The organism is Butyribacter sp., assembly GCF_056818865.1.
Genome location: NZ_DBLYGC010000003.1, coordinates 145,527 through 167,266 on the forward strand (window position 1 = coordinate 145,527; position 21,740 = coordinate 167,266).

General features: G+C 34.3%; 20 protein-coding genes and 1 tRNA gene. 3 read left to right on the top strand and 18 right to left on the bottom strand.

Translation table 11 applies throughout. From position 1 onward, the window contains the following. Positions 1-283: 283 nt before the first annotated feature. From ACZLXV_RS02455 to ACZLXV_RS02465, 3 genes are read right to left on the bottom strand one after another with little or no spacing between them, the layout of a single operon-like run. The gene (locus tag ACZLXV_RS02455) at positions 284-1,318 is read right to left on the bottom strand and encodes a sensor histidine kinase (RefSeq protein ID WP_482382378.1); all 1,035 of its coding nucleotides are present in this window, start codon (positions 1,316-1,318) and stop codon (positions 284-286) included. Continuing rightward, positions 1,315-2,001 carry a response regulator transcription factor gene (locus ACZLXV_RS02460; RefSeq protein ID WP_022223708.1) on the bottom strand — a complete coding sequence of 229 codons (687 nt, stop codon included), beginning with the start codon at positions 1,999-2,001 and terminating at the stop codon, positions 1,315-1,317. The genes ACZLXV_RS02455 and ACZLXV_RS02460 overlap by 4 nt, the downstream gene beginning before the upstream one ends. 33 nt (positions 2,002-2,034) lie before the next feature. Continuing rightward, positions 2,035-3,408, bottom strand: a complete 1,374-nt coding sequence (locus tag ACZLXV_RS02465; protein ID WP_482382379.1) for an MATE family efflux transporter — start codon at positions 3,406-3,408, stop codon at positions 2,035-2,037. Positions 3,409-3,768: 360 nt separating this feature from the next. Here ACZLXV_RS02465 and ACZLXV_RS02470 point away from each other — a divergent pair, with 360 nt between their 5' ends. Next, a complete protein-coding gene (locus ACZLXV_RS02470) occupies positions 3,769-6,255 on the top strand; it encodes a leucine-rich repeat domain-containing protein (protein WP_482382380.1) in 2,487 nt (828 codons plus the stop codon). 116 nt (positions 6,256-6,371) lie between these two features. Here ACZLXV_RS02470 and ACZLXV_RS02475 read toward each other — a convergent pair. Continuing rightward, a tRNA-Gly gene (locus ACZLXV_RS02475) sits at positions 6,372-6,442 on the bottom strand. 200 nt (positions 6,443-6,642) lie between these two features. Continuing rightward, positions 6,643-7,764 (bottom strand): alpha/beta hydrolase-fold protein, encoded by a 1,122-nt coding sequence (locus tag ACZLXV_RS02480; protein ID WP_482382381.1) that lies wholly within the window; start codon positions 7,762-7,764, stop codon positions 6,643-6,645. Positions 7,765-7,925: 161 nt separating this feature from the next. Here ACZLXV_RS02480 and ACZLXV_RS02485 point away from each other — a divergent pair, with 161 nt between their 5' ends. Next, a complete protein-coding gene (locus ACZLXV_RS02485) occupies positions 7,926-8,840 on the top strand; it encodes an AraC family transcriptional regulator (RefSeq protein WP_022223712.1) in 915 nt (304 codons plus the stop codon). Then, the gene (locus tag ACZLXV_RS02490) at positions 8,807-10,192 is read left to right on the top strand and encodes an aldehyde dehydrogenase (RefSeq protein WP_022223713.1); all 1,386 of its coding nucleotides are present in this window, start codon (positions 8,807-8,809) and stop codon (positions 10,190-10,192) included. Before ACZLXV_RS02485 ends, ACZLXV_RS02490 begins: the two co-directional genes overlap by 34 nt. On the opposite strand, the gene ACZLXV_RS02495 is transcribed toward ACZLXV_RS02490, so the two are convergent. The 13 genes from ACZLXV_RS02495 to ACZLXV_RS02555 all read right to left on the bottom strand — a co-directional run bounded on the left by ACZLXV_RS02495 (position 10,193) and on the right by ACZLXV_RS02555 (position 21,600). Continuing rightward, on the bottom strand, positions 10,193-12,943 hold the full coding sequence (locus tag ACZLXV_RS02495) for an ATP-binding protein (protein WP_482382382.1): 2,751 nt from the start codon (positions 12,941-12,943) through the stop codon (positions 10,193-10,195). A 50-nt stretch (positions 12,944-12,993) separates the two neighbouring features. Continuing rightward, positions 12,994-13,185, bottom strand: a complete 192-nt coding sequence (locus tag ACZLXV_RS02500) for a hypothetical protein (protein ID WP_482382383.1) — start codon at positions 13,183-13,185, stop codon at positions 12,994-12,996. Positions 13,186-13,369: 184 nt separating this feature from the next. Continuing rightward, positions 13,370-14,455 (bottom strand): sulfate/molybdate ABC transporter ATP-binding protein, encoded by a 1,086-nt coding sequence (locus ACZLXV_RS02505; RefSeq protein WP_482382384.1) that lies wholly within the window; start codon positions 14,453-14,455, stop codon positions 13,370-13,372. Positions 14,456-14,501: 46 nt separating this feature from the next. Continuing rightward, a complete protein-coding gene (gene cysW / locus ACZLXV_RS02510) occupies positions 14,502-15,317 on the bottom strand; it encodes a sulfate ABC transporter permease subunit CysW (RefSeq protein WP_022223604.1) in 816 nt (271 codons plus the stop codon). A 12-nt stretch (positions 15,318-15,329) separates the two neighbouring features. Then, positions 15,330-16,160, bottom strand: a complete 831-nt coding sequence (gene cysT / locus ACZLXV_RS02515; protein WP_367335181.1) for a sulfate ABC transporter permease subunit CysT — start codon at positions 16,158-16,160, stop codon at positions 15,330-15,332. Between the two features lie 63 nt (positions 16,161-16,223). Then, on the bottom strand, positions 16,224-17,315 hold the full coding sequence (locus ACZLXV_RS02520; protein ID WP_022223606.1) for a sulfate ABC transporter substrate-binding protein: 1,092 nt from the start codon (positions 17,313-17,315) through the stop codon (positions 16,224-16,226). Between the two features lie 441 nt (positions 17,316-17,756). After that, a complete protein-coding gene (locus ACZLXV_RS02525) occupies positions 17,757-19,559 on the bottom strand; it encodes a M56 family metallopeptidase (protein WP_482382385.1) in 1,803 nt (600 codons plus the stop codon). Between the two features lie 123 nt (positions 19,560-19,682). Further along, the gene (locus tag ACZLXV_RS02530) at positions 19,683-20,045 is read right to left on the bottom strand and encodes a BlaI/MecI/CopY family transcriptional regulator (RefSeq protein ID WP_482382386.1); all 363 of its coding nucleotides are present in this window, start codon (positions 20,043-20,045) and stop codon (positions 19,683-19,685) included. Positions 20,046-20,255: 210 nt separating this feature from the next. After that, a complete protein-coding gene (locus tag ACZLXV_RS02535; RefSeq protein WP_482382387.1) occupies positions 20,256-20,468 on the bottom strand; it encodes a hypothetical protein in 213 nt (70 codons plus the stop codon). Further along, positions 20,431-20,598, bottom strand: coding sequence for a hypothetical protein (locus ACZLXV_RS02540; RefSeq protein ID WP_482382388.1), 168 nt, complete (start codon positions 20,596-20,598; stop codon positions 20,431-20,433). Before ACZLXV_RS02540 ends, ACZLXV_RS02535 begins: the two co-directional genes overlap by 38 nt. After that, complete coding sequence (locus tag ACZLXV_RS02545) at positions 20,595-20,816, bottom strand: aspartate dehydrogenase (protein WP_482382389.1); 222 nt, start codon at positions 20,814-20,816, stop codon at positions 20,595-20,597. Before ACZLXV_RS02545 ends, ACZLXV_RS02540 begins: the two co-directional genes overlap by 4 nt. A gap of 101 nt (positions 20,817-20,917) precedes the next feature. Beyond that, a complete protein-coding gene (locus ACZLXV_RS02550; RefSeq protein WP_022013278.1) occupies positions 20,918-21,142 on the bottom strand; it encodes a hypothetical protein in 225 nt (74 codons plus the stop codon). After that, positions 21,121-21,600 (bottom strand): NUDIX hydrolase, encoded by a 480-nt coding sequence (locus ACZLXV_RS02555; protein ID WP_482382390.1) that lies wholly within the window; start codon positions 21,598-21,600, stop codon positions 21,121-21,123. Before ACZLXV_RS02555 ends, ACZLXV_RS02550 begins: the two co-directional genes overlap by 22 nt. Between the last annotated feature and the right edge of the window lie 140 nt (positions 21,601-21,740).

The window sequence follows — 21,740 nt, forward strand, 5'->3', positions numbered from 1 at the left end:
ATGCCCTATGAACACACTTGAAGTTTTAACATTAGTGCTTGTTATATTTGCGGCTCTGTCATACATAGACAATCATAATAACAAAAAGAAATAGCATCCTCCGACCAAAGTGAATGCTATTTCTATAATTTCTATTCAACTGAGGGCAAATCGGATATACATCCGATTACCTTTCTGAGTAAATTATACATCAGGGCACTTGAATTATCAAGTGCCCTTTTTTCATTCGATGAAACAATCATCATCCATATGAATTCATGCTGTTTACATATTATCATTTCTTCTAAACTACCCCTTTATAAAATCTTATATCAAACGAAGTCCCCTTACCAACCTCGCTTGTTACCTTTATCGTTCCGTTAAACTGTGTTATTATACTTCTCGACAATGCGAGTCCGATACCAACGCTTTCACTTTTATGCCCGTCTAAATCATTTTTCTTTTTTCCTTTATAAAATCTCTCAAATATATGCGGCAGGTCTTCCTTTGCAATTCCCACTCCGTTATCACTTATGACTATCCGACTGTATATCGTATTTTCCTCGCATGTAACAGAAATCTTACCTCCGTTAAAACTATGTTCCATGCAATTTTTTAATATATTCCCGAGTGCTTCAACAAGCCATTCCCTGTCAGCTTTCACTTTTGATTTTTTTTCATATGAGCGTTCAAATTCTATTCCTCTTATGTCAAGCGGTATCTCAATAAGCGAATATGCTTCATCAATCACTTTTCCCATATCTATATTTTCAATATCAAAGTCTACCATATCGGCATCCAGCCTTGATATTCTGAGTAATGTTGTTATCTGCCACTTTATTTTTTCAGCAAGTGTCGTAAGTTCCATTACTAAGTCCATTCTTCTCTCATATGTAATATCTTCTTCTCTCAAAAAATTCAATATTAAATTTATCGAGGTAAGTGGTGTCTTTATCTGATGTGAAATATCTGCAATGGAGTCTGCAAGAAACACTTTATCATTTTTTAGATTTTCTGTCTGCTCTCTCAGCCTGATAACAAGTTTTTCCACCTCATCAGAGAGCACCGAAAGCTCTCCCTCTTTATACTGCTCAAATGACAAATGTTCATCACCGTGTAAAATCGCATCTATTTTGTCACTTATTTTTGCAAGTCTGGTATATCTTTTCTTTGTGAAAATCATGTTTATCCCAAATTGTACAATTCCGGCAGCACACACAACCGCTGTCAGTTTTGTATTTTTATCAGATAATAAATATATAATTACTGCTGTAAATATTATGACTGCCAAATTGATAAATGAATATTTTTTTATCTCACCGTTTCTGAAAAAATTCATAAGCACCTATACCCCATTCCTCTGACCGTTTTTATTATCTCAGGTTTCTGAGCATCATTTTCAATCTTTTCCCTGAGCCTTTTTATGTAAACTGTCAATGTATTGTCATTCACAAATTCCCCTGATGCGTCCCAAATTTCTTCAAGCAATTTATTTCTCGATAAAACAACGCCTTTATTTGCAGCAAAAATAAGAAGCAGGCGGTATTCGAGCGCAGAAAGAAAAATTTCCTCACCTGATTTTATCACTTTTCCGCCTGTCGTATCAATTTTTATATCCGCAAGTTCAATCACATTTGAAATGCGCCCGCTTCTTCTGAGAACACTCTTTATTCTCGAAACAAGCTCCCTCGGTCTGAATGGTTTTCCTATATAATCATCCGCACCCATATCAAGTCCCATGACAACACTGTACTCATCACCTGATGCCGTCAGAAAAATAACCGGAATATCTGTATTTTGTTTGATTGCCGTACATACCGCAAACCCGTTTCCATCCTCAAGCGAAACGTCAAGAAGCACAATATCTATGTTTTGCATATGCTCATCAACATACGAAAGAGCATCCTTTTGTCCTGTCACACTTTCAACATTAAAACCTTCATTATTCAAAAATTCAGTCAGATTTTTTATTATCTCCCTGTCATCCTCAACCAATAAAATATTGTATAATGATTTACCCATAATCCACTCCAAAATTTGATATATTAATCTTTCTTACACAACCAAATTCGTAATCCAAACACCCTTTTTAACAAGAATATAACCGAGTATAACCTTTATCACATCGGCACTCTGCACGATAACATATATTGTGAGTACAGGCAGTGCCGTAAATTTACACAGAATAAACGCAATCGATACCGATACCACCCATGTAAAAATGCTGTCAAACAAAAACGTAATTATTGTTTTTCCGCCGGAACGGAGTGTAAAATACAGCACATTTAAAAATCCCTGCAGCGGGAAAAATGATGCCGTAATTATGATAAACCACTGTCCCAGGCGCCTTACCTCTTCTGATGTATCATAAAGTTTCGGAAAGAACCCTGAGCAGGCAACGAGGATTGCTGTAAGAAAAACACATATTCCAGCCGTAAACCACATAAGTTTGTTTGATGCTTTCTTTGCTTCGTCAAACTTAGACGCTCCAAGATACTGTCCTGATATTATCCCGACAGCATTTCCCATAGCAACAAACACAACATTTAAAAGATTGCAGATTGCATTTGATATGTTTAGTCCTGCAATAACCTGTAACCCTTTCATTGAATAACATTGTGTCATGGCTGCCATGCCGCCTGACCAGAAAAACTCGTTTAAAAATATAGGAAGTCCTTTTATTATAATTACCTTTACTTCACTTATTGAAATTTTAAGTGTCCTATATACACCTCTTAAAAATTCATACTTCTTTAGGCTAAGATGTGTCCACGCTACGACCACGAGCATTTCAACAAACCTCGCAAGCACAGTTGCTATAGCTGCACCCTCTACCTCAAGTCTTGGAAAGCCGAACTTTCCATATATAAGCAGATAATTAAAAACTATATCAACAACAACAGATGCTATACCTCCAACCATCGGCTTGACACTCTCACCCATCTCTCTCAAACTTCCCGCATAAATCTGTGTAAACGCAAACGGAACAAGACCGATAAGCATTATATGAAGATAATCAAGTCCATATTTAAGCGTTTTTGCCGAGTCAATACCGCCATCATTGCCATGCAGATACAGACCTATCATTTTCTCTCCACCAAAAACAAAAGCTATGAGTCCGCAAATTGTTATGGCTGCCGTAATCCAGATTTTTAATCTGAATACATTCTGATAACCCTTTTTGTTGCCCTGCCCGAAATACTGTGCTCCGTATATACCAGGGCCTGACAAGCCTCCAAACACAGCAAGAAAGAATACAAAAACAAGCTGACTGACAATAGATACCGCTGTCATATCCTCTGTTCCGAGACTTCCGACCATAAGATTATCAACAAGTCCGACTGCATTTGTAATACCATTTTGTATCATCATCGGAACTGCCAGCGTCATAGCCTTTTTATATACTGAATTTCCGTTACTTTTCATCATCTTTTTATCTTTACTCCTTTATAATTTTCCATACAAAAGACGAGAAGAAATTCCTCTCGCCTTTATTTTCATGATATCTATTCTACCCAGCTTTCATATAAATTACAAGCAAAATTTTCCGTAAATGCGTTTTTCAGTGTAACATTTCAGTTACTTTTCGACAGCAAAATCTATCTTTCAATCTTTAATTTTTTCTTAAGATTAAATTATTTATTATATAACTTGCAACAAATTTAATTTACTTCTGTTATTATAGGTATAGGGAGACATATTACAATAAATTACATGCAGGATTTGTGTCTGTGCGCACTTGGCACAAACCTGCTATGTACAAAAAACGTGCGCAGAAATGAGGATATTATGAAAAAAAGAAAAGTTCTAAAAAAAATAATAGGCACTGCCACCGCACTTGCAATAGTCTTTTCAAGTACATTTTCATCCTTTGTACCTGAAACCACAAAATCCGTAAGTGCAAAACAGACAACTGAAATCAATGACTACGGCGTTCTGACAGACTGTAAAACAAACGGCACATTATACATTTCAAAGAAAGTTTGTGCCATTTCTGCCATTGCCCTTGATAAGGCAAACATAACCAAATTTGTAGTAAACAACGACAATCCTTCATTTAAAGCTATTGACGGTGTTTTATACACAAAAAACGGTACAAGATTAGTAAGATTTCCTAATAATTATTCTAAATCATATACTATTCCGACCGGTGTTAAAACAATTTCCCAATATGCTTTTAGAAATTCAGAGCAATTAGAAGAGGTAATAATTCCCGACACAGTTACAAAAATAGGCGAGGGTGCATTCTACGGATGCAGTTCACTCAGCAAAATATCTATTCCGCAAAAAATAAGAGCAATACGCCCTTATACATTTTTTAACTGCTCATCACTCAAAAATATTAAACTGCCTTCAAAACTTCAAATATTAGGCAGTTGCTCATTTCAAGACTGTAAAAGCCTTAAAACTATAAATATACCAAAAAATATTGAAAGCATTACATATGGTACATTTATGGGATGCGAAAAACTAAAAAAAATAAGTTTTCCTGCATCTCTTGATACAATCGGTTCTCAGGCATTTAAAGACTGCAAGAGCCTGAAATCTTTAAAACTTCCAAAAAAGCTTGCCTATATTAAGAAAGGAGCATTTTATTCATGCAGCAGCCTGAAATCAGTCAGCTTACCTGACAATATTCCAACTGTAAATTACAATACTTTTGCCGACTGCACCAGTCTTAAATCATTTACATTTGGAAAATACACAAATGAGATAACTTCACACTCCTTTTACGGCTGTACATCATTGAAGAATATAACAATACCAAAAAATATTGAAAGCATCTCATCAAGTGCATTTGAAAACTCTGTTGAAAACTTTAAAGTCTCATCAGAAAATGCTGTGTATTCATCAAAAAACGGTGTGTTATATAATAAAGCGCAGACTTCAATCAAAAAATACCCATGCTTAAAATCAGGAAGTTATACTTTCCCTGATACTGTAAAAAATATTACTTACAGGGCATTCGCTAATTGTAAATATTTAAAAACCTTAACACTTACGGATAAAATCAAAGTATTGGATTTAAGTTCTTTCAGCGGTTCAGGTATAACATGTCTGAATCTTTCCGCAAAACTTGAATCTATTTACGGCAGTTCATCAAACTTTAAAAACCTGAAAAAAATAACAATACCTAAATCAAACCCAAGATTTTTTGTAAATGATGATGTTTTGTATTGTTATTATGATGTTGATAAATATATGTCATCAAACTCTGCATCATCATGGGATGAAAACCAGTCAACATCAAACTACAATATACTTATTTATCCTACAGGTAAAAAAGGTACTATTACAATATTAGAGCAGACATTATACACATCTGATATTCCCCGCGAAAATCAGGCATCATACTTTAAAACAGCATCCATAGCAACAGGTGCGGCTTTCTGTACATCTGAAAACGGAATACTTACAAATATGAGCAAAACTGAAATCTCAGTAATGCCTGGCAGAATAAGCAATTGTTACATTGGCAGCAAAATCAAACACTTATATTACATACAGACTTACAAAACATACCTTACAAATCTGAAGAAATATACAGTATCAGACAGCAATAAATATTATAAGGCAAAAAATGGTGTACTTTACAATAAAGCGGTTACAAAACTTATTGACTATCCTTCACAAAAAACAGGTAGTTATAAATTTCCAAGTACAGTAACATCTGTATATTACACAGCATTTAAAAATGCAGCAAAGCTTGAGGAACTTAAAATCGGTAAAAATATAACGTCCTGCAGAAACCTTTCACTTGAAAACTGCAAAAACCTTACAAAATTTACCATACCTGAAGACTGTTCTGTAAGAAGAATATCCTTACAGTTAAATTCTTCTGTTGCACCTAAGCTTATATCTATCCCTACATCGCTTATCTCATTCAAAATGTATGGCGTATCCGATAAGCTTCGTAATAAAGCTACAATACAGGGATTTACAAACACTTGTGCCGAAAAAGCTGCAAAAAAACACAAACTCAACTTTATAAGCAAAGGTGTTGTCCCAACAGCTTTGAAACACATCAAGATAAAAGCATATATAAATGAAAGATATTTAAAAGTAAGCTGGGCTAAATCTAATGATGCAAGCGGATATGAAATCTATACAGATAACAATATCACTAAAAAGATTACAGACAGCAACATAACAACCACTAATATTTATATAGGTAAAAAGAGTTCAACCGTGTTGTACATAAGAGCTTACAACATTGTAAAAGGAAAAAAACTGTATTCTAAAGCCAGCAAACGTTATGTATTTCTTGATAATTAAGTTCAAACTTGATAATTAAATTCAAATAAAATAAGTCCATAACTTATTTAAACCAAAAAGATGCCACACGAAACCATGTGGCATCTTTTTTAATACGCTTTTCAGACATAGAAAAAAGCGGGTGATGGGAATCGAACCCACGTATCCAGCTTGGAAGGCTGGTGTTCTACCATTGAACTACACCCGCGTCAAATACAAGAACTATTATAACACACTGTTTTGAAAATGCAAGAGGAAATTTGATTTTTTTTAGATTTTTTTATCTTCTGGAAAAGCTGCTATTTATATTTCTATAAACAGCAGCCAAATTGTACAAAACTATTGCTACTCCTTTGTTAGAATATACGCTTCATGAAATTAACAAGTCCATTTTTCCAAACTTCAGGACTATGCCCCCCCACTCGGATACTGATACCATATATGATCTACTCCATTTTTTTCAAGCTCCAGATGATAATTCTTAGGATTATCTCCTACAGTTCCATCTGCATCCCCACTGCAAAGCATAACCAATGCAGGTGTATCCTCTTTATTTTCAATCTTTAACAGTGACTGGTTTAATGTTGGTGCTGCTGAAAATGAACCTATATAATTGAACTGACCTTTTAATGTGAAGCCTGTGCAAAGTGCTTCCATGCCCCCCATAGACAAACCACATATTGCAGTATATTTTTTGTCCTTAGAAACAGCATAATTTTTATAAATATATGGTTTCAGATCCGTACTAAATTCTGTCTCAAAATCAGTGAATGCTTTAATATTTTTTGGGCTCAATGTTTTTTTATCCAAACCATCAGGCGGTATAATACTTGGAAAAACAGCAATAACAGGTGCTGCTTCTTTTCTTGAATAAAGACTATCCAAAATACCTCCTGCATTCATAGATACCCACTGATTTCCATCGCAGCCAATACCATGTAACATATATACTACAGGATATTTTTTCTCTTTATTATATTTCGGCGGCAAATAAACATATGCCTCTCTATCTTTATTATAAATTTTAGAATGATATGTGATTTTAGAAACAGTCCCATGTTCTACACTTTTGTCTTCATATAAAGACATATCAACATCAAAATATTTCTTAAAATCTTCTAAGCTGCCACTTGATTTTGCAGTCTGCCAATTTGAATCATTTATTGTCTCTGCAGGTTTTCTTGTTTCTACAGGCACCTCACCTGCCTTAACCACTTTTACATTACATATCCACTTATCTTTTTTATATTTAGCGGTTATTTTCGCATTGCCAACATTTTTGGCAGTAATAATTCCCTTTTTGCTGACTGTAACAACATTTTTCCTATCAGAACTCCACTTGATTTTATTTCTTATCTTTTCTTTTTTTACCGAAATTTTCATTGATTTTCCTTTTTTAATTTCTAAACTTTTAGGAATCATTGTAGTATTTTTTGCATATGTACTTTTACAGAAATATGTTCCAATAACAATTACAACCAAAAGAGCTGTAATAATTAAACATGCTGTTTTTCTACTTATTTTTTTCATTTCTAATCTTCCTCCATACATTAAATTTTCACTTGATTTATTGACTTAGAACTATATATATGGTACTATTTCAACGTCATTATTGCTATAGAACAAATCGCAAAAACATATAAAATATCGACTTTAACACATATTGTACATTCATAGAAATGAGGGATTAAATGGTGCAAAAAATATTTTTTAGTACAACACCAAATATTTTTCCAAAAATTATACTTGCAAACAGCGTATATATAAATGCTCCAAATTGTCATTTTACCAGAACTCCAAACGAATATATAATTTACTTTATTTTAGACGGAAAAATGATTCTTAAAGAGGATACAAATATTTATAATTTAAAAAAAGGGGATTGCCTTTTGTTAGATTCCTCAAGAACACATAGTGGTATTCGCTCAAACTCCTCTGTAAAATACCTATATATTCACTTTCAAACAGATTTTATTGAAAATATTTTTTTGCAAAACGACTTTACAAGATTATCTATAAAAAATAAAATATATTTAAATGAGACAACCAATAATACTATTTTGATACCGAAATATTCTACTTTAAAACCGCCTTATTATAAACAGTTTTTAAACAATAGCAACGAACTCATTCATATAATGAACAACATTACCGAACACAAAAACATACTTGCCGGCTGCTCATTACTCAAATTATTTATTTTATTAGAAAAAGCATTTCAATATAGCCTAATATCCGATACACCGCCCAAAGATATTCGTGTACTTGAATTGATAAATTACCTAAATGAACACTATGCTGAAGATATTACCAGCAGTAAAATTGCAAACTATTTTTACAATAACTATGATTATTTAAATCGTATATTCAAAAAGCAAACAGGAAAAACTATTTTTTGTTATTTAAATGAATATCGGATTACAGAAAGTAAAAAACTTTTATACAGTGGTTTATTAACCAATAAAGAAATTGCAGAAAAAGTTGGTTTTCATAATGAATTTTACTATTCAAAAGTATTTAAACAATATACCGGTTTAAGTCCAAGAGAATATAAAACAAATGGAGGTATAAAATGCAACAAAGTAACGCAACCTTTTTCTACTTAAAACAAATAATAAATAAACAGCATACATTTTTTAATCACAATCAGACAAAAGATATTGCTTTTAGAAAAAACATGCTTTGCAGACTCAAAAAAGCCATCAGAAAAAACGAAAAAAATATTTTTAAAGCACTCCACCACGACCTCGGAAAATCAAAAGCAGAAGCATATATGTCAGAAATCGCTATGGTCTATCAGGAGATAGATACTGCAATAGCCAATATCCAAAAATGGAGCAAGCCAAAACACGTATCAGTCACTTTAAGCACGTTTCCATCAAAAAATTACATTTACAATGAACCTTACGGAGTAGTGCTGATTGTCGCACCGTGGAATTATCCGGTCAATCTCTCACTCTGCCCTTTGGTCGGAGCTATCGCAGCCGGAAATTGTGCTGTAATAAAATGTTCTAAAAACAGTCAGGCATCATCTGAACTTATTCAGGACATTATCAACGATACATTCAGCAATAACTATATTTACTGCACAGATGCCGACATAAATCATGACATACTGCTAAATCAAAAATACGACTATATCTTTTTTACCGGAAGCCCTGACGCAGGCAGAAAAGTCATGAAAAAAGCCAGCGAAACGCTTACTCCTGTTTCACTTGAACTCGGTGGAAAAAGTCCTTGCATAATAGACGAAACAGCCAATCTCAAAATGGCAGCAAGAAAAATTGCATGGGGCAAATTCCTAAATGCCGGACAGACCTGTATTTCAATAGATTATGTATTTATACATGAAAGTGTAAAAAAAGCATTTATAACAGAACTTAAAAAAGAAATCAACAAACGTTATGCCAATGCTGCTTTTAACGATTCATACCCCAAAATTGTAAACCGCCGCCATTATAACCGTTTAAAGAAACTGATTTCTACAGAAACAAAAATTATAGGCGGAGAATATAATGATATCGAACGAAAAATCGCACCTGCTCTTTTACCTGAAACCGATTTTAACAGACCTGTCATGCAGGAAGAAATATTCGGACCTTTGCTGCCGATAATCAGTTATAAAAATATAAACAAGATTATACAGACCTTAAAAAACAAAGAAAAACCGCTTGCTTGTTATGTTTTCACATCAAAAAAAGCCACCGCACATAAGATAATACACGAGGTATCTTATGGCGGAGGCTGTATAAATGATGTAGTTGTCCATATCTCTAACCACAACCTCCCATTTGGAGGTGTCGGAAACAGCGGTATGGGCAGTTATCACGGAAAATACAGTTTTGAGACATTCAGCCACAAAAAAGGTATCGTTAAAAGCAGCAGTAAATTTGATGTTCCTGTAAGGTATGCACCGTATGGAAAATTAAAATATTTCCTTATAAAAAAACTTTTATAATCAACAAATTTTTTCTTCCGGCAGCCACTTGCGAAGCATCTTATAAAGGTCACCGATAACTATCGGTTTTGTAAGGAAGTCACTCATTCCCTTACTTATAAGTTCCTCTCTTACTCCTTTCATCGCATCGGCTGTCAATGCAATAACAGGCAATTCTCTCTTATTTTCATCCGACAGGTCACGAATTCTTGCTGTTGTTTCAACGCCATCCATTCCCGGCATAAAATGATCCATAAAAATAAGGTCATAATCATTTTCATCTATCATTTTAAGTGCCTGTTCACCACTCTCTGCCATATCAATATGCATCTGTGTCGGTTCCATTAAAGCTGCCGCAACTACAAGATTCAGCTTAGTATCATCAACGACAAGTATATGTGCGTCAGGCGCTGTCACCACTGAAATTTCATTTGCTTTTTCATCATTTTCTTCATATCGGTAATCTTCCAAACGACCGGCAGGTGTCCAGTCCTCAATTATAATAGGTAACGCAAACGAAAATGTACTTCCCTTTCCGTACTCACTTCTTACACTTACAACACCATTCATAAGTTCAATAAGCTGTTTGCTTATCGCAAGTCCAAGACCCGTACCCTCTTTGTGATGGTTAATCTTTGAATCCAGTCTCGTATATGCCTTAAACAGCTTTGCAAGGTCTTCTTTCTTTATTCCAATACCGTTATCTTTCACTGAAAAATGTAACATGGCATTTTTCTCATCACGTTTTTGCACAGCAACACGGACTCTGACTTTTCCCTTATCTGAATATTTGATGGCATTTGTACAGTAATTTATCATTACCTGTTTGATACGCACAAAATCACCATACATCTTCGCAGGTATATTTTCAGGAACTTCAAATTCAATATCAAGTTTCCCCTTATTTCTTGCCATTGTGATTTCTTTGACATCATTTAAAACCGACAACACATAGAAACTCTCAGGGACAATATCGAATTTTCCCGACTCTATTTTTGAATAATCGAGAATATCGTTGATAAGCGTAAGCAGACTAAAAGCAGATGACTTTACCATGCTAAGGCTCTTTTTAACACTCTCGGACATATCTTCACGAAGTGCAACTTCTGTCATACCGATTATCGCATTCATCGGTGTCCGAATCTCATGCGACATTGTTGAAAGGAAATCACTTTTAGCTCTGTTCGCATTATCAGCATTAATTTTAAGTATATGTGCAGTCAATGTATTAACTGCCTCTGAAATCAAAAATTTCTCCACTGCCGTATACGGAGTAGTATCATATCTGTCAAAACTTATTGCCCCAATATATTTTCCGTTGTCAAGCATCGGAATCCATAGCTGATTACCAAGAATAATACTGAATATAATATTATCAAGAAATTCTTTACTCGTAAATGTAGCTGTATGTATTTGCTTATCCGGGTTAATCTCTATATAACCGTTTTTATCATATGTTTCTGTTGTTTTTTGTATCTGCTCGATACTCATTGATGTAAAATAATCTTTTAGATAATTTTCTTTCCTGCTGTTCCATTGATAATTTACATAACAGGTTCCACTTGACATATCTGTTTCTACAACACATATTCTGTCAATTCCAAAAAATTTTCCGACCCTTGAGAACATTTGATTTATTCCGTCAAACAAATCTTTTGAATACTTTACATCTTCCATAATTTCGGCTAAAAAGTTATGCCCCTCAGCCATCCTGTTATAATCAGACTCATTAAATTTATCACTCTCAGCCATAACCTGCTCAAAAAGTGAATTTTTCCGCTTTATATCGTGGTCATGATACATATTTTCAATACGCTGACGTCTCATGCTCATCTGAGCCTGCTTTATCCTTGTAATATCGTGCAGCTTTCCAATAACACTCACAGGCATATTACCGTCTTTTACAACGAAACATTCAACACGATACCACAATTCAACCCTGCTGCCATTTTTATCATAAGACATATCAATCTCTGATTTTTCAACATTTTCTTCCCTAAATCCTTTTTTGATGCATTCATACAATTCATGCATTTCAGGATAAGACTCCATGTTTTCTGAAAATTTTTCATACTCGACATGCTCATTATGTTCACTTTCTTTCTGGTATACCGAACGATTCGCTATATATTTATCATTCTTTGGATAATACTCAAAAACCACATCTGTCGTCTCTTTAACCAGCAGTTGATAGCGTGCATCCTGCGCTTTTTCTTTAAGATATGCCTGATGCTGCTCATCAAGTATTTTGTTTGCCCTCTTCATAAGCAGAGCTAAAAAAAGCGTAATTACCAGATATTCCAAAGTAAAACCGATAAGATATGCACTAAAAGTCTCCAAATGTGACCAGCCAAGATATGTAATTTCAAGTCTCCCTGCCGAATTCAAATAAACAGAAATAACCATCACAATATACGAAAAAACAGAGCAGAACATCGTATAATACACATCAAAATAAAGACAGCTTGCAACAGGTACAAGTACAAATGTAATGTATATTCCAATATCATTGAAACAGCCAAACATTCCTATCAAAACCGACATTGCAACAGACATATAATACTTCAAAAATTTATCAGGAACTTTAAAAAAGCATAAAATTAACGGTGATATCAATGTCGGAATTCCAATTACTGAAATTGCAAATATCAACTCTTCACTAAAATTAAACACAGCAAAAAAGTCAAGTAATAAAAGACATATTAAAAATGTCGTACAAATTGCCATTGTAACCGCAATCTGCCTGTTAAGATTATGTGTATTGTCAATCATACGATAACTTTCCTCCTTTGTAAAAAGCGAAATGTCATTGATACATTACACTATAGATATTTTCCCTTCAATAATACTGTTCCAATTAAAAATCCCAAACACAAACCCAAAGCAACAGTTCCGGCAAAAAGCAGACCTATTTCCAGCACATTGTTCGTGCGGATATTTAAAATAACAGGTAAAAATTTCATATCCACTCCTCCCATCTTTAAAATTTTCTCATTTTTTCTAAATAACATCATTATTTTTTCCTTATTATACATTATTTTGTACGAAATAATCAATAATGGGAGTGGGAGGAATAAATTTTGCTTCACATGTTTTAACGCAGAAATTAATATAAAATTCGTACAAAACAAAAAAGCCACAAAACACACGACTTTATCGTTATATTTTATGGCTTTTTATTTCCTAAAACATCGAAAATCATATCACAACACTCTCATTATTTCTAACCGCATGATTTACAATCACCTCAACTTTTCCCGCATTGTCATCAACAAGATATATCTTATGTAAAAACACATTTACATGTTCACCCTCTGAAACCATTTCCTGACCTATCTGTCTGTTTGCTATTAAAATTTCATCATGAACTCTTATTCTAAGTTCAAGTCCGTTCCCTCTGAATGAAACTCTTTCTACTACTCCTTCCTCTTTTGTAACAGGATAAGGATTAAATTCATTTTTCTTTCTAACTGTAATAAACTCTGGTCTTATGACCGCTGTCTTTCCATCTGAAACATCATGAAAACCATTAAATGAAGAATAGTCATTGATTATAACGGGTTCTCCCAAAAACTGTGCCATAAACGGTGTCTGCGGATTGCTGTAAACCTCTACCGGTGTTCCAATCTGTTCAATTCTCCCCTTATTTGTCACAATAATCTGGTCTGCGACCTCTATTGCTTCATCCTGGTCATGCGTGACAAAAATACTCGTTATCCCTACTCTGTTTATAAGTTCCCTAAGCCATGACCTCAATTCTTTTCGGACTTTTGCATCAATTGCGGCAAATGGTTCATCAAGCAGAAGAAGATGCGGCTGTGTTGCCAAAGCTCTCGCAAATGCAACCCTCTGCCGCTGTCCTCCTGAAAGCTGTTTTGGGTATCTTTTCTCAAGCCCCTTTAGCCCCACAAGTTCAATAAGTTCCTCAACACGATTTTTTATTTCCGCCTTGCTTTTTTTCTGAATTTTCAGTCCGAATGCTATATTATCATATACAGTCTTATATCTGAACAGCGCATAATTTTGAAATACAAAACCTATCTCTCTCTTACTTGCCGGAATATTATTTACCTGTTTTCCGTCAATATAAATTTCACCTGAATCCGCATTTTCAAGACCCGCTAAAATCCTAAGTATTGTTGTCTTTCCGCTTCCGCTTGGTCCCAAAAGACCGATAAGTTTTCCCTTTTCAACAGAAAAACTGACATCATCAGATGCTTTGAAATCATTAAAAACCTTATTTATATGTTTAAGTTCCACATAAGCTGTTTTATTCTGTTCCATACTCATTTCCTCACTTTAAATTATAAATCTATTCCTATATCATGATTTATTTCACTCTGATACCACGCTCAAAAATATTTTTTAAGACTAATATAACAAGTGCCATTACAACCAAAATAGCCGACATTGCAAATGCTCCCGTAAAGTCAAATGCCTGATACAAAAGTTCTATGTACAACGGCATTGTATTTGTAATACCCCTCAAATGTCCTGATAATACAGAAACTGCACCAAATTCTCCCATTGCCCTTGCCGAACACAAAACTACTCCGTAAAGAAATGCCCATTTAATATGAGGAAATGTAATCTGTGTAAAAATCTGAAAGCCATTTGCTCCCATAAGTGCAGCGGCTTCTTCCTCATCACTTCCCTTAACCGTAAGAACAGGTATTATCTCTCTTGATATAAACGGAAATGTCACAAATATTGTCGCAAGAACTATTCCCGGAACAGCAAATATTATCTGAATTCCCCACTTTTCAAGGAAAGGATAAATTGCACTCTGACGGCCGAAAGTCAATACAAATATCAAACCTGCAATAATAGGTGAAATAGTAAGCGGTAAATCTATCAAAGTTGATATAATCTTTTTTCCCCGAAACTTAAATCTTGTAATAAGCCATGCGGCAAAAATTCCAAACACCGAATTTATAATTACTGTAATAACAGTAACCTTTACAGTCAAAAGAATTGATTTAACGGCATATTCATCCGTAACCGATGAAACAAAAACTCTCCATCCCTCCCTCAATGCCGTGTAGATAACGTACACCAGCGGAAGTACAAGCATTATAAGCAGAAATATTACACTTACACCAATAAGAAGCCATTTTACAAAACCTTTATTATTTCTAATTTCCATATCCTGCACCCCCTAATCAATTCCACTTACAATTTTTGACGTATGACTTTGAATCAATGCATTTATAAAAAGAATTACAAATGATATAAGAAGCATAACAAGCGCAATGGATGTAGCACTTGCATAATCAAATTCCTGCAATTTAGCCATTATCATAAGCGGTGCAATTTCTGTTTTATACGGAGTATTTCCTGCAATAAATACAACACTCCCGTATTCACCTATACACCTCGCAAAAGCCATGGTAAAACCGGCTATAAGTGCCGGACGGATTTCAGGAAATATTACACTGAAAAATATACGGGTACGGGAAGCACCAAACATTGCTGCTGCCTCCTCATACTCTTTTTCAACCTTTTCAAGAACCGGCTGTACACTTCTGACAACAAACGGTATTCCGATAAAAACAAGTGCCACGGTAATTCCAATCCGGGTATATGCAATTTTTATCCCGACATTTGCAAAAATTCTGCCGACCCATCCTTCCGGTATTGTAAGATGCGTAAGTGCAATACCTGCAACGGCAGTAGGCAATGCAAACGGCATCTCTATAATCCCATCCATAATCTTTTTTCCCGGAAAATCATATCTCACAAGTACCCACGCAATAATCATTCCCATAACCGCATTTATAAGCGATGCGATAAGTGCCGTTATGATACTCACCTTATAGCTTGCCAGAACTCTCTGTCTTGTCACTGTCACCAAAAAATCATGTGGTGACAGTTTAAACGAAAAGAATACAAGTGAGCACAATGGAATAATAACAATAAGTCCAAGAATTGCCATGACAATTCCGAAAGATAAACCAAATCCGGGAATCACACTTTTTTTATGCTTCATATCAAACTCCATTTCTCAGCGCACCGGTACAACAAACACCAAAGTGCCACTTAAAACAGCTTTTTATTTTTCCTCATAAATGGAATCAAACTCTCCACCGTCAGAAAAATGTTTCTTTGTTGCTTCACTCCAGCCGCCAAAATGCTGAATATTAGTAAGGTCAACATCGGTAATTATCCACTTTTTATCCTTAGGAAGTTTGTCAATAGTATTTCCACTTCCTTTATAGCTGTACTCTTTCAAAATCTTTTCATTTGAAGGACGGTAATACCACTGTGCCTCTAACTTCTGAGCCTCATCAGAATACAGATATTTTAAATATTCCTCCGATACTTTCCTTGTTCCTCTCTGGTCAACAACCTTATCCACAACAGCAACTGTAGGCTGGCATAAAATCGAAACCGAAGGAACCACAATCTCATATTCTCCCGGATGTTCATCTAATGAAAGAAATGCTTCATTTTCCCATGCCAGAAGAACATCTCCCTGTTTATTCTCAACAAATGAAGTAGTGGCACCTCTCGCTCCCGAATCAAGAACAAGGACATTCTTATATAACTTTTTCATGCTCTCCTTTATCTCATCCTCGCTCTGTCCCTGCTTCTCAAAATAATACCATGCCGCAAGATAGTTCCATCTTGCACCGCCTGATGTCTTTGGATTAGGTGTTATAACACCAACATCATTTCTAAGCAAATCACTCCAGTCGAGAATTTTTTTAGGATTTCCTTTTCTGACAAGAAATACAATAGAAGATGTATACGGCGAACTGTCACGCTCAAACTCATTCACATAACCATCATCAATAAGTCCCGCATCTTTCACTGCATCAACATCACCTTCAAGTGCAAGCGTTACCACATCTGCCTGAAGCCCGTTTGCAACCTCAAGTGCCTGCTTGCCTGAACCTCCGTGTGACTGAATTATTGAAACATCCTGACCTGATTTTTGTTTCCAATGCTTCTGAAAAATTTTATTATATTCTTCATAAAGTTCTCGTGTCGGATCATAAGAAACATTTGTTATCTCAACCTTTTTATTAGAAGAAGCATCACTCTTTTTACTGTCTGTTCCGGCTTTTGAACCGCAGCCTGTAAGACTCCCCAATGTCAACGCTGTCACTGTAAATAATGTAATAATCTTTTTCACTCTCATAATATCTGCCTCTCTTTCCCCGCCTGTTTTTAATCATGATATAAACTTAAAATGTTTTATACCGGAATTTATATCAGAAATTTAATCCAATATAATCGTTGAAGCGGTTTGTTTTTTGTTGATGATGAAATAATATTCATAAATCAGATGAAAAACAATTAGAATATTTGAAATCGTTTGCAGAATTAAGATAAAAAACTGAGAACAGATTTTTAGAATCGACTGTTTTCGTCACAACAGTACGCTTAAAATGATTATGAATAAAGAATGTTATGAAATCGTTCTCAGTTATATAAAATAAGGCTTTGTTGATATTTTATTACGTTTATTTTTGAATAATCTCTGTAAATGTCTTATATATTAGATTTTGTTACAAAAAATCTATCCATGAAATTCACTATATTTTATAGTTATACTTCTCAGGCATGTATTAAGTCAAAATCACTCATCCATGTAAAAACTTATTATCATTCCCCTGTCTCTGTTATAGAAATAAATATTGCCCAAACTATCTTTATATCCACTTAAACAGTTTGAATTTTGGTATAACTCCGGTAATTTACCCTCAGTTATCGTTACACCATCTGTACTATTATTCTTTTTCTTTTTGCTATATGTGACCTCAGTGTTTAAAAAAGTTTTTGCAAAATTAACAACCTTATTCACTTCAGCACGTTTACTTATATTTTGTACCTTTTTCACCTTGCAGTAATTAAGCATATTCGTCAAAACACCGTTTCCATCAAAATACAAATCAAGATAAATTGTATCATCTATGTTTTTGTTAGTTATACTACATACTATTTCTCCACTCTTATATTTTTTTAAATGTATTTGTCCCTTGTGCAATATTTCCTGATACACTTCTTTAGGAAAAGTCTGTTCTATTTTTTTCAATATAGGTATTGCCGATGATTCAACATTTTCAGGAATTGCTTCTATCGGAATGCTGTTTTTTGTGCCAACCTTTATCACATGTTTATCATCTGACACTGATTTACTTTTTTTTACTGCCGACGTGCCTGCAATTTTATTGCTCCGTGTCTCTGTATTATTAACAGCATTTGTCAGACATGAAATCCCGGTAATTATTATCACAACTGCCGCAACAATTCCAACCCATTTTTTTCTTGTAGTAAACCTCATGATATTTTTCACTCTCCTTCTCGTATCCGACTCACCAAAAGCCAGCAATCCTGCACTAAAAGCCTGTGTTTTTGTCGCAAAATCCAATAACAATGTACTGTAATCAGCACGAATATCGTTTGCACTGTGTTTCAAAACATATTCATCACAACTCATTTCCATATCACGAATCATAGCAAAATAAGAAATCCAAACAAGCGGATGAAACCAATAAATTATGCACAACAAATACGCGCAAAGCTTAATAAACTGGTCCTTTCTTTGAATATGGTAATATTCATGCAAAAGAATATACTCCCGTTCTTTCTTTCCTAAATGAAACGGAATATAAATTTTAGCTTTAACAATGCCTAATACAAAAGGTGTACTGATATTATCACATTCGTAAATATTATCCTTCCAACGAATCGCCATAGAAATGTTTTTCTTTATTCTCCAAAACCAAAACATATTCCATGCAATCAAAAAAATACAGCCAAAAAGCCAGATATATGAAACTGCTGAAAGCATAAAATCCCGTGTAATAAAATTCTTCCATACTGCCATAGTCTGTTTATTACTAATGTCAGTCATAGCAGAAATATCATAACTTTTGTTACTATTACTAACCTCATTACTTTTCAGATTACTTTTTTTATTATTATTTTGTTCACTTTTTAAACTACTTTTTTCTGCATCATCTTTCTCATTTTTTAAACTGCTTTTTTCAGCATCATCTTTCTCATTTTTTAAATTACTCTTTTCAACATTGTTATTATTACTTTCAATGCTGCTTTTTTTGTCGGTTCTTATATTACTTTTCCTGTCGCTGTTATTATTCTTAATTTTTTCCGCTTTATTTCCCCAAAAATTTAGATTTGCAGATAAAAAATAATTTTTAGCAGCCATATCTGAAGTATTATTCACCAAATTGTAAATACTAATCGGAGAACTCACCCTAACCGGACATAAAAGATAAATTCCAACAATCATCCACAAAATATAGCTGTATTTTTTCGGTACATTGCGAAAAAATAAACGAACTACAAAAACAATCAAAATTACAACACTTACCCGCAATCCATTGTTAAATAAATATGTAAAAATATTTTGTAACACTATACTCCCCCTCACAAGTATAACGAATAATTAATGATTGATATATTAACCAAAGATTTAATTTTCGTTGTACTCATTTAATTTTATATGATTTCTCTTTAAAATTTTTCTTTTAATTGACTTTTATTTTTCACTGTAAGAATCTATAATTTTTTTTATTTTATCTGCTTCTTTTTTGGAAATTTTCTTTTCTCCGAGAAACGCTGTCAAAAATCCCGGCAATGAGCCTCCAAAAGTCCTTTCAACAAAATAATTTGATTCATCATGCTGAACCCGCTCCCTCGGAATAACAACAGACACTACTGCATTTTCATTGACAAGATACCCTTTCTGTGCCAATTTCTTAATAGCTGTATATGTCGTTGACTTCTTCCACCCAAGCTGCTCATTGCAAAGCTGCACTAATCTGCCCGAAGATACATGTGCATTATCCCATACAATTGTCATAAAACGATAATCACTGTCGCATAATTTCAAATATTCCATATTATTGATTTCCTTTCAATTTAGTGCAACGTATAATTAATAATTCTTGTTTTAGCTCTAATAAGCTTTTCGCCTGCCATCACGCGCAATTAAAATACTAATTATCGGCGTTGGTCTGTAATAACCGACCAATAATTTAAAATCAGTCTACAACAACCGACCCAGAAAGTCAAGATTTTTTACATAGAATTATTTTTGCTGTGGCTGTTTTTACTCAGAAACAATCAGCCGTGTGTTAAAATACTGTTCCTGAAAATAAATCTGTTTACTAATCTCCTCTTTCGTAAAAGTCATATTTTCAGGTGCAACCACCCATTTTTCTTCCACATCATCTATTCGATAAACAACTGCAATTACTTTTCCCGTAAACTTATCTACAGCCTTATCAACTCCCAATATATAAGCATCCTGCTTCCTCCCCATCGGGTGCGATAATCCCTTCTACATAACCATAATTTATAGGATAATACATATCTCTATGTTCCGGATGATAACTTCCCAACGGTCTGTCAACAGTTACTGTCACTGTTTTTCCAATAACTGAATTTTTCATAAATACTCCTTTGTTATTTCTTCATTTATTCCATACATATTCTTAAAACTTTCAAGATCCTCAGGAGTCTTTATCAGTATAACCTCTTCAATCTTACCTGTATTCATGTCCTTAAACCCTGCAACCTGCTCGCCGTTGCATATACTTGCCTTGATTACCGGTTTCATATTTTCATTATCATAGGATTTTGCAACAAATTTCTTTTTAAACAATCCCATTTTGCCCACCTTCCTTCAGCTTATCCTCCGCCCTAATAAGCAGCCTTAATAAGCACATATCATACATAATTTTTTAAAAGATTGTGCCAAAAAAATATCACCTACTTCACCATACCAGAATTACTTCTGTATTCTTCATTTAACTGACGCAGTTCTTTTTCTCCATTGATATATGGTTCATAAAATGCATCGACAGAACCTCCGCCTAAATTATCACATCCATTGCAAAAATCACACGCACCACCGCATTGATTAAGCCCCTCCTGAACAATACGAATTCTTTCTTCTTTTGTTGTGTCCTTTATCAATAAACTTTTAATTTCCATGTTGCTACCATCCTTTCTGCAATTTTTTCTCTTCTATTCCATTCCTCAATAAGTTTCGGCTGTATCAACGGATATGTCCAGTTCTCAGGCAACTCATCCATAAGCACAACTTTCTCCATTTCGCTATGTAATTCTTTTGCAAACTCTGTTATCTCTGCAAAACAAAGTAGTCCAAATGTTTCCTCACCTGTATCATTTACTCTGTTCTTACCTGTTACTGAGTAAACACAGATTGGCTTTATCTCAAATCTGATTGCGCCTGTTTCTTCCTGCAACTCCCTTTTAGCTGTTTCAAAAATATCCTCTCCAGCTTCTCTATGCCCTCCTGGCACTTCATAGGTATCTCTTTCTTTGTGTTTGCAGAAAACCCACTTGCCGTTACTCTGTGAAATAATAACTGCAAATTTTAATAGTTCATCATTAACTGTATCATAAAATTTTACTTCCAAATTATCCATTAGTATACCTCCAACTTATTACTCTCCCCACAAATAGACCCAAACTAGAGCCATTTGATAAAACAAATGCCGGAAACCCGCATAAATACAGGCTTTCGGCATTTTAATCCGTTATTCAAACTCTGGGATTTCATAGTTCC

Coding starts and splice junctions, on each gene's coding strand:
- ACZLXV_RS02485 (WP_022223712.1), top strand. CDS start 7,926: ATGGTGCAAAAAATATTTTTTAGTACAACACCAAATATTTTTCCAAAA.
- ACZLXV_RS02535 (WP_482382387.1), bottom strand. CDS start 20,468: ATGGGGAGGAAGCAGGATGCTTATATATTGGGAGTTGATAAGGCTGTA.
- ACZLXV_RS02555 (WP_482382390.1), bottom strand. CDS start 21,600: ATGGATAATTTGGAAGTAAAATTTTATGATACAGTTAATGATGAACTA.
- ACZLXV_RS02530 (WP_482382386.1), bottom strand. CDS start 20,045: ATGGAATATTTGAAATTATGCGACAGTGATTATCGTTTTATGACAATT.
- cysW (WP_022223604.1), bottom strand. CDS start 15,317: ATGGAAATTAGAAATAATAAAGGTTTTGTAAAATGGCTTCTTATTGGT.
- ACZLXV_RS02545 (WP_482382389.1), bottom strand. CDS start 20,816: ATGGGATTGTTTAAAAAGAAATTTGTTGCAAAATCCTATGATAATGAA.
- ACZLXV_RS02480 (WP_482382381.1), bottom strand. CDS start 7,764: ATGAAAAAAATAAGTAGAAAAACAGCATGTTTAATTATTACAGCTCTT.
- ACZLXV_RS02460 (WP_022223708.1), bottom strand. CDS start 2,001: ATGGGTAAATCATTATACAATATTTTATTGGTTGAGGATGACAGGGAG.
- ACZLXV_RS02550 (WP_022013278.1), bottom strand. CDS start 21,142: ATGGAAATTAAAAGTTTATTGATAAAGGACACAACAAAAGAAGAAAGA.
- ACZLXV_RS02490 (WP_022223713.1), top strand. CDS start 8,807: ATGCAACAAAGTAACGCAACCTTTTTCTACTTAAAACAAATAATAAAT.
- ACZLXV_RS02455 (WP_482382378.1), bottom strand. CDS start 1,318: ATGAATTTTTTCAGAAACGGTGAGATAAAAAAATATTCATTTATCAAT.
- ACZLXV_RS02500 (WP_482382383.1), bottom strand. CDS start 13,185: ATGATGTTATTTAGAAAAAATGAGAAAATTTTAAAGATGGGAGGAGTG.
- ACZLXV_RS02520 (WP_022223606.1), bottom strand. CDS start 17,315: ATGAGAGTGAAAAAGATTATTACATTATTTACAGTGACAGCGTTGACA.
- cysT (WP_367335181.1), bottom strand. CDS start 16,160: ATGAAGCATAAAAAAAGTGTGATTCCCGGATTTGGTTTATCTTTCGGA.
- ACZLXV_RS02540 (WP_482382388.1), bottom strand. CDS start 20,598: ATGAAAAATTCAGTTATTGGAAAAACAGTGACAGTAACTGTTGACAGA.
- ACZLXV_RS02495 (WP_482382382.1), bottom strand. CDS start 12,943: ATGATTGACAATACACATAATCTTAACAGGCAGATTGCGGTTACAATG.
- ACZLXV_RS02465 (WP_482382379.1), bottom strand. CDS start 3,408: ATGATGAAAAGTAACGGAAATTCAGTATATAAAAAGGCTATGACGCTG.
- ACZLXV_RS02505 (WP_482382384.1), bottom strand. CDS start 14,455: ATGGAACAGAATAAAACAGCTTATGTGGAACTTAAACATATAAATAAG.
- ACZLXV_RS02470 (WP_482382380.1), top strand. CDS start 3,769: ATGAAAAAAAGAAAAGTTCTAAAAAAAATAATAGGCACTGCCACCGCA.